Origin of the sequence: Pseudomonas protegens, assembly GCF_013407925.2 — a bacterium.
GTDB classification, from domain to species: Bacteria; Pseudomonadota; Gammaproteobacteria; order Pseudomonadales; family Pseudomonadaceae; genus Aquipseudomonas; species Aquipseudomonas fluorescens_AP.
In genome coordinates this window covers 6,111,497-6,125,780 of sequence record NZ_CP060201.1, presented here as the reverse complement: position 1 = coordinate 6,125,780, position 14,284 = coordinate 6,111,497, and the positions used below count along the sequence as shown (strand labels likewise).

General features: G+C 63.1%; 11 protein-coding genes and 1 tRNA gene. 6 read left to right on the top strand and 6 right to left on the bottom strand.

Translation table 11 applies throughout. The features are described 5' to 3' along the window. Nucleotides 1-264 precede the first annotated feature (264 nt). Nucleotides 265-338 (bottom strand) — tRNA-Cys (locus GGI48_RS28235). Nucleotides 339-736: 398 nt separating this feature from the next. On the opposite strand from GGI48_RS28235, the gene GGI48_RS28230 reads away from it, so the two are divergent. The 3 genes from GGI48_RS28230 to GGI48_RS28220 all read left to right on the top strand — a co-directional run bounded on the left by GGI48_RS28230 (nt 737) and on the right by GGI48_RS28220 (nt 4,261). Beyond that, nucleotides 737-1,837: a polyamine ABC transporter substrate-binding protein gene (locus GGI48_RS28230; protein WP_016966907.1), complete on the top strand. Its 1,101-nt coding sequence runs from the start codon at nt 737-739 to the stop codon at nt 1,835-1,837. 58 nt (nt 1,838-1,895) lie between these two features. After that, a complete protein-coding gene (locus GGI48_RS28225; RefSeq protein ID WP_179601198.1) occupies nt 1,896-3,311 on the top strand; it encodes an aminotransferase in 1,416 nt (471 codons plus the stop codon). A gap of 77 nt (nt 3,312-3,388) precedes the next feature. Further along, nucleotides 3,389-4,261: a helix-turn-helix transcriptional regulator gene (locus tag GGI48_RS28220; RefSeq protein ID WP_179601196.1), complete on the top strand. Its 873-nt coding sequence runs from the start codon at nt 3,389-3,391 to the stop codon at nt 4,259-4,261. A gap of 121 nt (nt 4,262-4,382) precedes the next feature. On the opposite strand, the gene GGI48_RS28215 is transcribed toward GGI48_RS28220, so the two are convergent. The 3 genes from GGI48_RS28215 to GGI48_RS28205 all read right to left on the bottom strand — a co-directional run bounded on the left by GGI48_RS28215 (nt 4,383) and on the right by GGI48_RS28205 (nt 8,210). Continuing rightward, the gene (locus GGI48_RS28215) at nt 4,383-5,423 is read right to left on the bottom strand and encodes an ABC transporter substrate-binding protein (RefSeq protein ID WP_179601195.1); all 1,041 of its coding nucleotides are present in this window, start codon (nt 5,421-5,423) and stop codon (nt 4,383-4,385) included. A gap of 563 nt (nt 5,424-5,986) precedes the next feature. Next, nucleotides 5,987-6,934, bottom strand: a complete 948-nt coding sequence (locus GGI48_RS28210) for an AEC family transporter (protein WP_179601194.1) — start codon at nt 6,932-6,934, stop codon at nt 5,987-5,989. Next, the gene (locus GGI48_RS28205; protein WP_260620554.1) at nt 6,927-8,210 is read right to left on the bottom strand and encodes a pyruvate carboxyltransferase; all 1,284 of its coding nucleotides are present in this window, start codon (nt 8,208-8,210) and stop codon (nt 6,927-6,929) included. The genes GGI48_RS28210 and GGI48_RS28205 overlap by 8 nt, the downstream gene beginning before the upstream one ends. A 326-nt stretch (nt 8,211-8,536) precedes the next feature. Between GGI48_RS28205 and GGI48_RS28200 the strand changes: the two genes are divergently transcribed. The 3 genes from GGI48_RS28200 (at nt 8,537) to GGI48_RS28190 (ending at nt 12,051) form a co-directional block, all read left to right on the top strand. Continuing rightward, nucleotides 8,537-9,685: a MalY/PatB family protein gene (locus GGI48_RS28200; protein ID WP_103740798.1), complete on the top strand. Its 1,149-nt coding sequence runs from the start codon at nt 8,537-8,539 to the stop codon at nt 9,683-9,685. Nucleotides 9,686-9,982: 297 nt separating this feature from the next. After that, the gene (locus GGI48_RS28195) at nt 9,983-11,041 is read left to right on the top strand and encodes an aromatic ring-hydroxylating dioxygenase subunit alpha (protein WP_179601193.1); all 1,059 of its coding nucleotides are present in this window, start codon (nt 9,983-9,985) and stop codon (nt 11,039-11,041) included. A 59-nt stretch (nt 11,042-11,100) separates the two neighbouring features. Continuing rightward, nucleotides 11,101-12,051 carry a PDR/VanB family oxidoreductase gene (locus GGI48_RS28190; protein WP_179601191.1) on the top strand — a complete coding sequence of 317 codons (951 nt, stop codon included), beginning with the start codon at nt 11,101-11,103 and terminating at the stop codon, nt 12,049-12,051. A gap of 4 nt (nt 12,052-12,055) precedes the next feature. Here GGI48_RS28190 and GGI48_RS28185 read toward each other — a convergent pair whose 3' ends face one another. Continuing rightward, nucleotides 12,056-12,769 carry a GntR family transcriptional regulator gene (locus tag GGI48_RS28185; RefSeq protein ID WP_016966916.1) on the bottom strand — a complete coding sequence of 238 codons (714 nt, stop codon included), beginning with the start codon at nt 12,767-12,769 and terminating at the stop codon, nt 12,056-12,058. Between the two features lie 191 nt (nt 12,770-12,960). After that, entirely contained in the window at nt 12,961-14,217 is a 1,257-nt protein-coding gene (locus GGI48_RS28180; RefSeq protein WP_179601189.1) for an OprD family porin, read from the bottom strand. Nucleotides 14,218-14,284: the final 67 nt, after the last annotated feature.

Below are 14,284 nucleotides of genomic sequence, written 5' to 3'. Positions count from 1 at the left end.
ATGCCCAGCTTGTCAAGATTCATTTTTACATCACAATAATACTGTACAAATAAACAGTGATCAAGCAAAGCGGGCGCTACTTGCTGCGATGCGCAACAGCCTTTAGCCAGCCACACCACTACCCACTCCCACCCCAAAGTCGTACGTCAACTCAGCGATTAGAAAGCCCGATTGCGGAAGCAATTCAAAAAATTGCGGAAGTGATTGCCCAAATCCCAGGCAATAAAAAACCCCGTAGACGTTAATCTACGGGGTTTTCAAGGGTGGAGGCCGAGGTCGGAATCGAACCGGCGTAGGCGGATTTGCAATCCGCTGCATAACCATTTTGCTACTCGGCCCCAAGTGTCCAGTACCGTAAAGCAACACTGAACACGTACAAACTGTAACGGTATTCGAGATCAACCTCATCTCGCAACTCTTTGATTTTTAAAGAGTTTTTCCGTTTCCTCGCTGAGGAATGGTCGCAATTATGGACATGTTTTCCATTCCTGGCAACTCCTATTCGATATTTTTTCTGCCGGGCTGTTTCCGCAGGTTTCCGGGCAGCTGCAAATCCGTCTCGCAGTGGGGCAGCGGCGCTGGATGATTGCACACATGACGGCGGATTGCTCCCTCCTCTTCTGCGCGCGCGGTCACCTACCCGATCGGGTTATGGCATGTGTCCGGTCGCTCGCGGACAGTAGCGCCAATGGCTCGACCCGGGCTCCTTCCATCAGGTTCAAGGCGGAATTCCAGCATGCGCATAGCATTCCCTGCGGTATTTGGCGTGGTTCTGGCGGTGGCGGCAGTCGGGTTGCAGGCTCAGGAGCCCGCCGACAAGACCTTGCGCCTGTACAACTGGTCGGACTACATCGGTGAGCACACCCTCGCCGGCTTCGAGAAGGCCAGCGGGATCAAGGTGATCTACGACACCTTCGACTCTTACGAAACCGTGCAGGGCAAGCTGCTTCCGGGGCGCTCCGGCTATGACCTGGTGGTGCTCAATGCCGCGCTGGTGCCGCCCTTGATCAAGGCGCGGGTGTTCCAGCCGTTGAACAAGCAGTTGTTGCCCAGCTGGCAGAATCTCGATCCCCAGGTGCTCAAGAGCCTGGAGAACTACGACGCGGGTGTGCAGTATTCGGCGCCCTATACCTGGGGCAGCAATGGCGTGACCTACAACGTCGACAAGATCCGCGAGCGGATGCCGGATGCGCCCATCGGTTCCCTGGCGATGCTGTTCGATCCCAAGGTGGTGTCACGCTTCGCCGATTGCGGGGTGACGCTGCAGGACTCGCCCACCGATATCCTGCCGCTGGTCCTGGCCTGGCTGGGGCGCAATCCCAACAGCGCCGAACCCGCCGATCTCAAGGCCGCGCAGGAGGCCTTGATGGCCGTGCGCCCCTACATTCGCAAGTTCGACTCCACCAGCTACCTCAATGGCCTGGCCAATGGCGAGCTGTGCCTGAGCGCCACCTGGTCCGGCGACTACGCCACGGCCCAGGCCCGGGCCAATGAAGCCGGGGCACCGGTCAAGCTTGATTACTTCATCCCCAGGGAAGGGTCGCTGATCTGGTTCGATGACTTCTACATTCCCGCCGACGCCCCGAATGTGGCCAATGCCCATGCCTTTATCGAATACCTGTTGCAGCCCCAGGTCATGGCCGAGGTCAGCGACTACATCCGCTATGCCAATGCCAATCTCAAGGCCACGCCGCTGCTCAGCGCCGAAGTGCGCGACAACCCGGCGATCTACCCCGATGCCCAGACCCGCGAGCGGCTGTTCACCCAGACCATCCAGTCACCCGCCAGTACCCGCCTGATCACCCGCACCTGGAACATGGTGAAGATCGGCAAGTGAACTGCCGGCGCCAATTTCACAAATTGTCCACGTCATGCTTCGACCCGAGGTAAAGCCCATGGCTATCCAACCCGCAACCTTCTTCCAGCAGTTCGACGAACCCAAGCTGGTGGCCGCCGACAAGGCGCATTACATGCACGGTTTCCACATGTTCGACGAACACCGTGAGCAGGGCTCGCTGAACATCGCCGCCGGTGAAGGCGCCTACATCTATGACACCGCCGGCCGACGCTATCTGGACGCGGTCGGCGGCATGTGGTGCACCAACATCGGCCTGGGGCGCGAGGAAATGGCCGAGGCCATCGCCGATCAGGTACGGCAGCTGGCCTACTCCAACCCGTTCTGCGACATGGCCAACGTCAGCGCCATCGAGCTCTGTGAAAAACTCGCCAGCCTGGCTCCGGGCGACCTGAATCACGTGTTCCTCACCACCGGCGGCTCCACGGCGGTGGACACGGCCTATCGCCTGGTGCAGTTCTATCAGAACAGTCGCGGTAAGCATGAGAAAAAGCACGTGATCTCACGGATCAATGCCTACCACGGCTCCACCTTCCTCACCATGTCCATCGGTAACAAGGCCGCGGACCGGGCCCCCGAATTCGACTTCATGAGTGATCTGTTCCACCACATCTCCTGCCCCAACTACTACCGGGCCCCGGCCGGGATGAGCGAGGCAGAATTTCTCGAGTTTCTGCTGGCCGAGTTCGAAGACAAGATCCTCACCATCGGCCCGGACAAGGTCGCGGCGTTCTTTGCCGAACCCATCATGGGCTCCGGCGGGGTGATAATTCCGCCCGAGGGTTATCACCTTCGCATGTGGGAAATCTGCCAACGCTACGACCTACTGTATGTGGCTGACGAGGTGGTGACCTCATTCGGACGCCTGGGAACCTTCTTCGCCTCACAGGAGGTGTTCGGCATGCAGCCGGACATCATCACCACCGCCAAGGGCCTGACGTCGGGCTACCTGCCGCTGGGGGCGTGCATCTTTTCCGAGCGCATCTGGCAGGTGATCGGCGAACCGGGCAAAGGCCGTTGCTTTACCCACGGTTTCACCTACAGCGGCCACCCGGTGAGCTGCGTCGCGGCGCTGAAGAACATCGAGATCATCGAGCGGGAGAACCTGCTGGCCCATGTCGAGGATGTCGGGCGCTACATGGAGCAGCGCCTGCAGACCCTGGCCGAATTGCCGCTGGTGGGCAATGTGCGCTGCAAGCGCTTGATGGCCTGTGTCGAATTCGTCGCGGACAAGCAGAGCAAGGCGCTGCTGCCCGAAGCCCTGAACATCGCCGAGCGCATCCACCTGCGGGCCCAGGCCAAGGGCTTGCTGGTACGCCCGATCGGCCACCTCAACGTGATGTCGCCGCCGCTGATCATCAACCATCAGCAGATCGACCAGATCGTCGACACCTTGCGCGAATGCATTCTGGAGGCCGCCGCCGAGCTGCGTCGCGACGGTCAGTACCTGGGGTGATGCGCCTGCAACCGATCGCCCCGGAGCCGTGTCGCGGGCTCTTACCCGGCCTGCGCCCGGCCGTTAAACTGCCGGGCATGAGCGCACCCGACAACACCCCCACTGCCCTTCTCTCCCTCCAGGCCCTGCAGAGCTGGCATGCCGGCCTGGCCGAGGCGTTCCAGGCTCTGGACGATGATGCGTTCCTGCCCCGCCTGGCCGCGGCGCTGAACGCCCTGACCCCGATCGAATCCATGATGATCAGCCTGGAGCGCAAGGGCCTGCCACCGCAGTTGCTGCACGAGCAAGGCATAGTCGGCGAGTACCGCGACGCGATCATCAACCGCTACTTTTCCCGGGGCTACCTCTTGGATCCCTTCTGCCTGGCCGTGGAAAACGGCCTGGCGGAAGGCTTTTACCACCTCTCGGAGATCGCCCCGGACGACTTCTTCAGCAGCCAGTACTACAAGACCTACTACCTCAAGACCGGGGGCGCCGAAGACAGCTACTACATCGTCGACCTCGACTCCCAGAGCAAGATTTCCCTGTGCATGTTCCAGGGCCTGAGCGGCGCACGCTTCGCCAGCGCGCCCCTGGCCCTGCTAAGGGCCGTGGAACCGCTGGTGCGTGAACTGTTGCGCCGTTTCGGCACCACCGGCGGCCTGCAGCAACTGCTGCGACAAGCCCCGGCGGATCGGCTGCCAACCCGGGCGCCGGCCAACCTCAACCAGCAGATCGAAGCCGCCTTCATGAGTTTCGGCAATCCGCTGTTGACGGTCCGCGAGCGGGAGATCGCCCACCTGATCCTGCGCGGTCACTCGGTGAAATCCACCGCCAAGGTGCTGCAGATCTCTCCGGAAACCGTGCGCATGCACCGCAAGAACCTCTACACCAAACTGGCCATCAACTCCCAGGCCGAGCTGTTTTCGCTGTTTATCGACTGGCTGACCCAGCCTCCCGTCGCGGACTGAAACGCCGCAGGAGTGAATGCGCGGGCGATGCCCCACCACGAAAACGCCGTGTCCACTGGGTGAACACGGCGTTTTTCAAGGTGGCACAGGCAAGCTCGCGCCAACAGGCCAGGGTCGTCCGTCAGCGCGCGGCCCAGGCGTTGAAGCGCTGCTCCAGCTCCTCGCCATGATCGACCCAGAAGGCCGCATCCACCGCCCGCGCGCCTTTCAGGTTGGCCTCATAGGTCGGCAGTTGCTGCTGCACCGCTTCAGGCAACAGCGGCAAGGCCTGACGGTGTACCGGTCCGTAGGGAATGTTCTGCGAGAACAGCTTCTGCGCCTGGGGCTGGCTGGCAAACAGGATGAAATCCTCGGCCAGGGCCTTGTTCGGCGACCCCTTGACCACGGCCCAGTACTCCGGGTCGTACAGGCTCTGGGGCCAGAGAATGCTCAAGCGCATGCCCTCCTTCTGGGCCATGGCAATGCGTCCGTTATAGGCCGCGCTCATCACCACATCGCCCGCCACCAGCCATTGGGGCGGCTGGGCCCCGGCTTCCCACCACTGGATATAGGGTTTGATCTGGTCCAGCTTGGCGAAGGCCCGGGTCACCCCTTCCGGCGTATTGAGCACCTGGTACAGCTGCTCGGGGGCGACTCCGTCCGCCAGCAGCGCGATCTCCAGGGTGTACTTGGCGCTCTTGCGCAGGCCGCGCTTGCCGGGGAAGTCCTTGAGGTTCCAGAAGTCCGCCCAGGAGCCCGGGGCCTTGGCCAGTTTCTGCGGAGCGAAGGCCATGACCATCGACCAGACATAGGTCGCCACGCCGCACTCGCTCAGGGTGCCAGGGACGTACTGCGCCGGATCGCCGAAACGTGACAGATCCAAAGGCTCGAACAGGCCCTCGTCGCAGCCGCGCAACAGCTCCGGACTTTCCACTTCGACCACGTCCCAGCTGGTCTTGCCGACATCGACCATGGCCTTGATCTTCGACAGTTCGCCGTTGTACTCACCGGCCACCACTTGGCCCGCTCCGCTCTGGTTGAATGGCTGGAAATAGGCCTTTTCCTGGGCCTGCTTGGTGGCCCCGCCAAAGGAAATGACCGTGAGGTTCTGCGCCTGGGCCGAAGCCCCGGCACACAGCACAAGCCACGACAATGCAACGCCGCAACGCAAGGTGTTGGACATGAAACCCTTCCTCAAGAAAGCCGGCTCGCCCGCACGAACCTGCACAGCAAGAGCCTGGAAGCGACCGTATTCACGGGCGGTACAGCACCAGGCACGACGAGTCTTGGTCAGCGGTGCATCGCCCGGCCCAGCACGGGCTGCACAGGCGGATCGTCACCGTTGCGGGCTCTGCGGCCCCGTTCGCTTGATGTGTTGGCGACCTGCCCGGGGTCGCCGGACGCGGTCTTGCTCGAATGGCGGTTCATCGCTTGCTCCCTGTTGTTTTTGTAGGAAGAACAAATCGATCGGCAGTGCATCGCCACAACGCACCGGGCAGTCGGGCAGGCGTATGCAGGGGTTCATTGTTTGCCTAACCCGAAGCGTTGCGAAACGAGGTTTTTCTGAGGCACAGGCAAGGGAAAAGCTGCCTAGAGGCAGACCTTGCCCAAGATAGAGGAAGGCAACGCGCACGCAACGGCGCGTCAGGACGGACCAGCCAGTCCGCCGCAGCAACAACAGACACCCCGCCAGGGCATCACCCGGGCGGGGTGTTTCAAGCACTCAAGGGTGACGAGCGCCGCGGCTCAATCCAGCAGCACCAGCAACCCCGAGATCACCCCGATGCCCATCACCGCCGAGAGCAGCATGCTGCTGGACACCTCGGTCTCGTAGGTCTTGTAGCGCGAGGCCAGGATAAAGACGTTCACCGCCACTGGCAGCGCCGCCATGATCACCGCGATCTTGACCAGGAACTCGCCCAGGCCAAACACATAGCGGGCGGACACGAACACCAGCACCGGCAACACCACCACCTTCAACAGCGCCAGGGCCAAAGCGTCGCCCTTGATCAGGTTCTGCTGGCGGTGCACGGCAAAGGCGGCGCCCAGGGCCACCAGCGCCAGGGGACCGGTGGCGTTGGTCATCTGCGTGGCGAAGATCTGCAGCGGGCTGGGCAACCGCCACTGCAGGGCGATGCACAGCGCCGCCAGGGCCACCGCCAGAATCAGCGGGTTGCTGATGATCGACTTGCCGGTGGTCAGCAGCACACGGGCCAGATCCGGCCTGTCCTGCGCATCGCGCGGCTCGGTGAGTTCCATGATCAGCGCGCCCCCCGCCAGGATCACCAGGTTGTCGGCCATGGTGATCATCAGCGTCGGCAGCGCCGCTTCGTCGCCAAACGCCATGACCATCAAGGGCAACCCCATGTAGCCCACCACCCCGGAGATGGACGACAGCCCGCGCAGACCGGCCACCCGCGCGTTGCCGCCCCAGATCAGCCGCCCGCCCACGGCGGCGATCATGAAGGTCACCAGGCAGGCCAGGTAATAGGCGCTGAGCAAGGCCCAATCCAGCTCGCCATGGTCCCGGGTGCCGAGGGTCTTGATGAAGATGAAGCACGGCAGGAACAACCAGAACACCACCCCCACCAGGCCCTTGACCGTGTCCTTGCCGATCACCTCCAGCCGCACGATCCAGTAGCCGGCGAAAATCATCGCAAACAGCGGCATCACCACGGTGAACACCTTATCCATGGGCCGATTGCTCCTGCAGAAGCTGGCGCTCGGCATAGCGGGCCAATTGCATCGGGCTGTAGGTAGAGGAACGGTAGAACTCCATCACCCCGGCCATCGCGTGCTGATAACGGACCTCGATGTCCGCCATCGAGGCGCGCATTTCCTCTTTCAGGTTCTCGACGATCGGCCACAGCTCCTCATCGGCAATCTCGGCAACCGGAGTGCTGAGCGATGAATAATCGGCCAGGGCTTGACGGATGGTCTGCGGATGCAAGCCCACATAATTGACGAAGTAAGCCTTTTCATCCTGAGTGTCCAGAAAGTCCGGAATATTCAACACGCCATAATTGGACAATGTTTCAAACTTGCCACTAACCGGACGATAGACGCCGGGCAACTGCAGCAACTTTTCCTCACAATAACGCGAGGCATCGATCAACTTGTCCAGATCCAACGCTTGCGCGCCCAACTTTATATTGTTGTCCCGACACAACTTCACAACTTGCTCCAGTGGTGCAATTCCGGAGCGGTTGCCAAATCCGGCCAGGGCCCCTTCGACCATCTGAAAACCGCATTGAATCGCCTGCATGGTATTGGCCAGGGCCAGTCCGTTGTCGTTATGGGCGTGCAGGCAGAACACCAGGTGCGGGTAGTCCACCACCAGCTTCGAGCACAGCCAGCGGGTCACATGGGGTTGCAGCGAACCCACGGAGTCGTTGATGCGGATGATCTCCACCCCCAGGTTGACGGCCCAGTCGATCTGCCGGCAGATCCCGGCATAACGCTGCTCGCATACCCCATTGCGGAAGTTGTTGAGCACGCTGGCCTTGAACTTGACGGCGCCGATGTCGCGAAACGCCCGGATTGCGCGCTCGAACTCTCGATCGTCCTGCCGGTAGGTGATCATGCCGAAGCTGAAGACGGTGTCGGCAATCCATTCCCGTCGATGAGCCCGGGCCTTGAAGTAATCAAAGGCGGTTTCCCAGCAGTTCAGCAGGATGATGAACGTGGCCTGGGTGTCGGCCGGCAATTCGCCGGCTTGCCGTGCCCGATGCAACCGGTCCCAGACCAGGGGTTCCTCCGGCCCGCAACCCACCACGAAATCCCGCAGTCCAGCCTCGACCATGGCCTTGAGGATGGATAACTTGGCGTCCACCGTGATGGGAAAGGCGGTGCGTTCAATACCCTCCCGAAGTGTTTCATCCACCAGATAGGGGACAGAAAAATCACGGTAGCGAATTCCATTTTCGAGCTTCATCGCCCTGCTCCTTTTTATTGATTTTTTCGCTGCCACACTGTTTTGCTTGGCACGCCAGTGTCCATGACAACCGCCACACCATATAACAGCAGGTAAAAACACAATCTAAGAAATACCTTAAAAAACAGTACGCACAAGATTCGACAAAAACCGCTCAAGGCCGAAACATTTGCACTACCAATATCCCTATTTAAATAAACAGGCGCGGGCACTTATTGAACCCGCAGCGCAACCTATCCGAACTGTCGCGCGGCCTTTGAGCCAGCGATACGCCGACCAGCGCCCCACCCCCGCATTCCCCGCGGGACAGCTGCGAAAGCGCTAGAATCCGCGCTACCTTTCCCAGGCGACGAGAGCCGTTCATGAGCTTCGATTTCGATACCCTGCACCCCCGTCATGGCACCGGCAGCACCAAATGGAGCCGCTACCCCGAGGATGTCCTGCCGATGTGGGTGGCCGACATGGATTTCGCCGTGGCCGACGGCATCCTCCAGGCCTTGCGCCAGCGCCTGGAGCACCCGCTGCTGGGCTACAGCGTGGCCCGCGACGAGTTGCGCGAAGCGGTGGTCGCCGACCTCTGGGACAAATACGCCTGGCGCGTGCAACCCGACGAACTGATCTTCCTGCCCGGGGTCGAGCCCGGCTTCAACATGGCCCTGCACGCCTTCGTCAAACCCGGGCAACCGGTGGTGGTGCAGACCCCCAACTATCGTCCGCTGCGCCTGGCCCCGGGCAACTGGGGCCTGGACAAGATCGAAGTGCCGTTCCAGCTCACCGCCCAGGGCACCTACGACACGCCCATGGATGCACTGCGCCAGGCCTTGCAAGGCGCCGGCGCCATGCTCCTGAGCAACCCGCACAACCCGCTGGGCAAGGTCTTCCCCCGGGATGAACTGCAGGCGGTGGCCACTGCCTGCCTGGACCAGGGCGCGCTGATCATCTCCGACGAGATCCATGCCGAACTGTGCTTCGACGGTCGCCGGCACATTCCCACCGCCACCCTGAGCCCGGAGATTGCCCGCCGCACCATCACCCTGATGTCGGCCAGCAAGGCCTACAACATCGCCGGGATGAAGACCTGCTTCGCCATCGTCCAGGACCCGGCCACCCGCCTGGCCTTCAACAACGCCCGCGCCGGCATGGTGGACAGCGTCAGCCCCCTGGGCCTGGAGGCGACCCACGCCGCCCTGACCCACGGCGGCCCCTGGCTGCAGGCGCTGCTCGGCTACCTGCAAGCCAACCGCGACTACCTGCTGCACGCGGTGCAGACCCGCCTGCCGGGCATCCGCATGCACGCGCCCCAGGGCACTTATCTGGCCTGGCTCGACTGCAGCGCCCTGGGCCTGGCCGACCCCTACGCCTTTTTCCTCAAGGAGGCCAAGGTCGGCCTCAGCGCCGGGCTGGAGTTCGGTGACGACTGCGGGCAATTCGTGCGCCTGAACTTCGGCTGCCCGCGGGCCATGCTCGAAGAAGGCATCCAGCGCCTGCAGGACAGCCTGCAACGGCGCTGAGCGCCCCACTTCCCACAGCCGCCTCCTCCCCCTAGCGCAGCCGCCGGACTCCCGCCCCTGGCGCTGCGCCCTGCCTGCACCACGCCACACGCCGCCCGACCCGAACCCTGGCGCGGAGCATGCCCAGCCACATGCCCAATGGATCCATAAAAACCCATCAATGGATCCAAAAACCTAAAACCATCGACAAGCAGCCGATTATCGAACACTAAATCGGCGTATTCGTTTGACACTCTCAGCGCGCGAACCATTTAATGGATCCATTAAATAAAAACAACAAACGCCTGGAGAGACCTCATGTACCCCAAGAATGCCTGGTACGTTGCCTGCACCCCCGATGAATTGCAGAACAAGCCCCTGGGCCGGCAGATCTGCGGCGAACGGATGGTGTTCTACCGCGCCCATGAAGGCCGGGTCGCCGCCGTCGAGGATTTCTGCCCCCATCGCGGCGCCCCGCTGTCGCTGGGTTATGTCGAGAACGGCAACCTGGTGTGCGGTTACCACGGCCTGGTGATGGGCTGCGACGGCAAGACCGTGGAGATGCCCGGCCAACGGGTTCGCGGCTTCCCCTGCAACAAGACCTTCGCCGCGGTCGAGCGCTACGGTTTCATCTGGGTCTGGCCCGGCGATCAGGCCCTGGCCGACCCGGCGCTGATCCATCACCTGGAATGGGCCGACAACGATCAGTGGGCCTATGGCGGCGGGTTGTTCCACATCCAGTGCGACTACCGGCTGATGATCGACAACCTGATGGACCTGACCCACGAAACCTACGTCCACGCCTCCAGCATCGGCCAGAAGGAGATCGACGAGGCGCCACCACAGACCACGGTGGACGGCGATCAGGTGGTCACCGCCCGACACATGCACAACGTCATGCCGCCGCCCTTCTGGCGCATGGCCCTGCGCGGCAACCAGCTGGCCGACGACGTGCCGGTGGACCGCTGGCAGATCTGCCGCTTCAGCCCGCCCAGCCATGTGCTGATCGAAGTCGGCGTGGCCCATGCCGGCCACGGTGGCTACCACGCCCCTGCGCCGTACAAGGCGTCGAGCATCGTGGTGGATTTCATCACCCCCGAAAGCGACACCTCGATCTGGTACTTCTGGGGCATGGCGCGCAACTTCAATCCTCAGGACCAGGCCCTCACCGAGAGCATCCGCGAAGGCCAGGGCAAGATTTTCAGCGAAGACCTGGAGATGCTCGAACGCCAGCAGCAGAACCTGCTCGCCCAACCCCAGCGCAGCCTGCTCAAGTTGAACATCGACGCCGGCGGCGTGCAGTCGCGACGGGTGCTGGAACGCCTGATCGCCCAGGAGCGCGAGCCCCGAGAAGCGCTGATCGCGGCAAGCCGTTAAGCCCTCCCCCGAACCCGACAGGCTGGTGGCCCGGATGCGGCCGCTGGCGAGGACCGATGATGATCGACGTACTGGTGGTCGCGCGCCACGACGAAGCCCTGGACATCTGCAGCTTCGAACTGGCCGCGGCCGACGCAAGCCCCCTGCCCGCCTTCAGCGCCGGCGCCCACATCGACGTGCACCTGGCCAACGGCCTGGTGCGCCAATACTCCTTGTGCAATCACCCTGAAGAACGCCACCGCTACCTGATCGGGGTGCTCAAGGATCCCGCCTCGCGAGGCGGTTCAAGCAGCCTGCACCAACAGCTGCAGGTGGGCGCGCGCCTGCGCATCAGCGCGCCGCGCAACCTGTTTGCCCTGGCCCCCGGCGCGCGGCGCAGCCTGCTGTTCGCCGGTGGCATCGGCATTACCCCGATCCTCAGCATGGCCGAGCAACTGACCCACAACGGCGCGGATTTCCAGCTGCATTACTGCGCCCGCTCGGCCGAGCGCGCGGCCTTTGTCCAGCGCCTGCGGCAATCGCCTTTCGCCGAGCGGGTCAGCCTGCATTTCGACCAACAGCCGGAAACCGCCCTGGACATCGCTCACGCCTTGGCCGAGCCACAGGATGATCTGCACCTGTATGTCTGCGGCCCCGGCGGCTTCATGCAGCACGTGCTGGACAGCGCCCGTGCCCTGGGCTGGAAGGAACACTGCCTGCACCGCGAATACTTCAGCGCCGCGCCCATGGACCACAGCGCCGATGGCAGTTTTGCGGTCAGGCTGGCCAGCAGCGGGCAGGTGTTCCAGGTGCCGGCCGATCGCAGCGTGGTCCAGGTGCTGCAGGACCAGGGCATCGAAGTGGCGATTTCCTGCGAGCAAGGGATCTGCGGCACCTGCCTGACCCGGGTGCTGGAGGGGGTGCCGGAGCACCGTGACCTGTTCCTCACCGAGGACGAACAGGCGCGCAACGATCAGTTCACGCCCTGCTGCTCCCGGGCCAAAACCCCGTTGCTGGTGCTCGACCTCTAGCGCCTCACGGCGAAGGCAGGATCAGTTTCATGCGCTCATCGGCCAGCGCCGAGCCGAAGATCTCGGCGTAACGCAGGGTAGCGTTGGCATGCTCGCGCATCAGTGCTTCGGCCCGCGCGCCCTGGCCGTTGACCAGGGCATCGAACACCGAGTGATGCTGCATATGGGCGTAGTTGAAGCGCCGGTATTCCCGGGCCATGTCCTGGCGATCCACCGCCAGCGCGGTGACCGAAGCGAACGGCAGGTGGTCATTGCGCGCCAGGGCATCGGCGATCGCCGGGTTGCCGCTGCCCGCCACGATCACCTGGTGAAAACGCATGTTGAGGTCGTGATAGACCTCCAGGTCTTCTTCGTTGACGTAGCCCTTGTCGAACAGCGCATCGCCCTCGACCAGACAGCGCTCAAGGATCGCCCGGCCCTCGGCCGACAGCCCGCGCTCGGCGGTCTGGCGCGCCGCCAGGCCCTCCAGCACCCCGCGCACCTCCACCGCCCCGGCGATGTCCTCGGCGCTGACCGAACGCACCTGAAACCCGCGGCCACCGAAACGCACCAAGAGGCCCTCCTGCTCCAGGGTGCGAAAGGCCATGCGCACCGGCATGCGCGACACCCCGAAGCGCTCGGCGGTCGGCACTTCCATCAAGCGCTCGCCTGCCGCCAGCTCGCCCGAGGCGATCATCTTGCGCAGCGCGACCAGCACCGTTTGACCGGGTTTACTCATGCGGGCAGCTTCCTGAAAAAACGGGCGGTCATCATAACGCAGAGCCCACCACAACACGCATCCCGACACACCCTGTAGCCGCTGCCGAGCCTTGGCGAGGCTGCGCAAAGGTCCGCAGGACCTTGCTTGGCGATCTGCCGCTGCGCTTGCTGCGCAGCCGTTCGCAGCCTGCGGCAGCGGCTACAGGTTTTTCACAGCGACAACGGGTAACTGACGATCAACCGGGTCTGGTCGAAATCGCGGTTGAAGCTGCGCCGGGTGGTGGCGTTGTTCAACCGCAAGCTGAGGTTCTTCAGGCTGCCGCTCTGCAGGGTGTAGCCGATCTCGGTATCGCGCTCCCACTCATGGCCATCCTTGCCAGCCTTGGTGCTGGCGTTGTCGCCACGCCCGTAGCGCACCATGGCCAGCAGCCCGGGCACTCCGGAGACGGCAAAATCATAGTCATAGCGCAGCTGCCAGGAACGCTCGCCGGCGTTGCTGAAGTTGCCGTTGAACATGTCGTTGCCCAGGGTCCGGCCGCTGCTGCCGTAGACCGACATCCAGGGGCTGTCACCGCTGACCTTCTGCACCCCCAAGTACAGCGTGTGCCCGGCCCGCGCCGCGGAGAACAGGCCATAGGCGGTGTGGCTGTCGATGCGGCCGATGCGCGCGCTGCCATCGTCGCGGTCAATGAAGTAGCCCAGGTTGCCCCCCAGCACCCAGTCGCCCACCGGCTGTTTGTGCTGCAGGTTGAAGTAGCTCTGGCGGTAGATGTCCTGCAGTTGCGAATGCCAGAGCCCGAACAGGGTGCGCTGCTGGTTGAAGCGGTAGTCGGCACCCACGTAGTTGAAACCGTCGGACTTCACCCCCGGCGCGGCCCAGGCCGACAGGTCCTGCATGTCCGAAGAATTGCGCAGGCTCACCGCGCGGTACTGCCCGGCCTGCAGGCCCAGGCCGTCGATCTCGCGGGACACCAGCATGGCCCCGCGAAAGGTCTGCGGCAGCAGGCGGCCATCGTCATAGCGCAGCAGCGGCACGTCCGGCAGCAGCTCGCCGAGCTTGAACTCGGTGGCGGAAATTCGCGCCTTCAAGGCCGCCCCGGCGCGGCCGAAATTATCCGCGGCGCGGCCATCGTCGTGCACCGGCAGCAACTCCGAACCGCTGACCTGGCGGCTGCTGTCGAGCTTGAGGCCGAACAGGCCGATGGCATCCAGACCAACCCCCACGGTGCCCGGGGTGTAACCAGAACTGAACTTGAGGATGAACCCCTGGGCCCACTCCTCCACCTGGCCCTTGGCCGCGTCATGGTCGCGAAAATCCCGGTTGAAGTAGTAGTTGCGCAACAGCAGGTCGGTCTTGCTCCCCTCGAAGAAACCGCTGTCGTCGCCAGCCCAGGTAGGGCCGCACAGGCCCGCAGACAGGCAAGCCCCGACCAGGGAACGGCGCAGCATCGGATGACGGGTGTTCATTATTATTGTTCTCCGCTTTGCATAGGCGCAGCCGTCCCCGACAGGCCGGCAACGGCCCGTCCATTCA

Bases quoted from the DNA above. Each gene is read 5' to 3' on its own strand.
- GGI48_RS28225 (WP_179601198.1), top strand. From the start codon at position 1,896: ATGGCTATCCAACCCGCAACCTTCTTCCAGCAGTTCGACGAACCCAAG.
- GGI48_RS28200 (WP_103740798.1), top strand. From the start codon at position 8,537: ATGAGCTTCGATTTCGATACCCTGCACCCCCGTCATGGCACCGGCAGC.
- GGI48_RS28210 (WP_179601194.1), bottom strand. From the start codon at position 6,934: ATGGATAAGGTGTTCACCGTGGTGATGCCGCTGTTTGCGATGATTTTC.
- GGI48_RS28185 (WP_016966916.1), bottom strand. From the start codon at position 12,769: ATGAGTAAACCCGGTCAAACGGTGCTGGTCGCGCTGCGCAAGATGATC.
- GGI48_RS28230 (WP_016966907.1), top strand. From the start codon at position 737: ATGCGCATAGCATTCCCTGCGGTATTTGGCGTGGTTCTGGCGGTGGCG.
- GGI48_RS28195 (WP_179601193.1), top strand. From the start codon at position 9,983: ATGTACCCCAAGAATGCCTGGTACGTTGCCTGCACCCCCGATGAATTG.
- GGI48_RS28215 (WP_179601195.1), bottom strand. From the start codon at position 5,423: ATGTCCAACACCTTGCGTTGCGGCGTTGCATTGTCGTGGCTTGTGCTG.
- GGI48_RS28190 (WP_179601191.1), top strand. From the start codon at position 11,101: ATGATCGACGTACTGGTGGTCGCGCGCCACGACGAAGCCCTGGACATC.
- GGI48_RS28220 (WP_179601196.1), top strand. From the start codon at position 3,389: ATGAGCGCACCCGACAACACCCCCACTGCCCTTCTCTCCCTCCAGGCC.
- GGI48_RS28180 (WP_179601189.1), bottom strand. From the start codon at position 14,217: ATGAACACCCGTCATCCGATGCTGCGCCGTTCCCTGGTCGGGGCTTGC.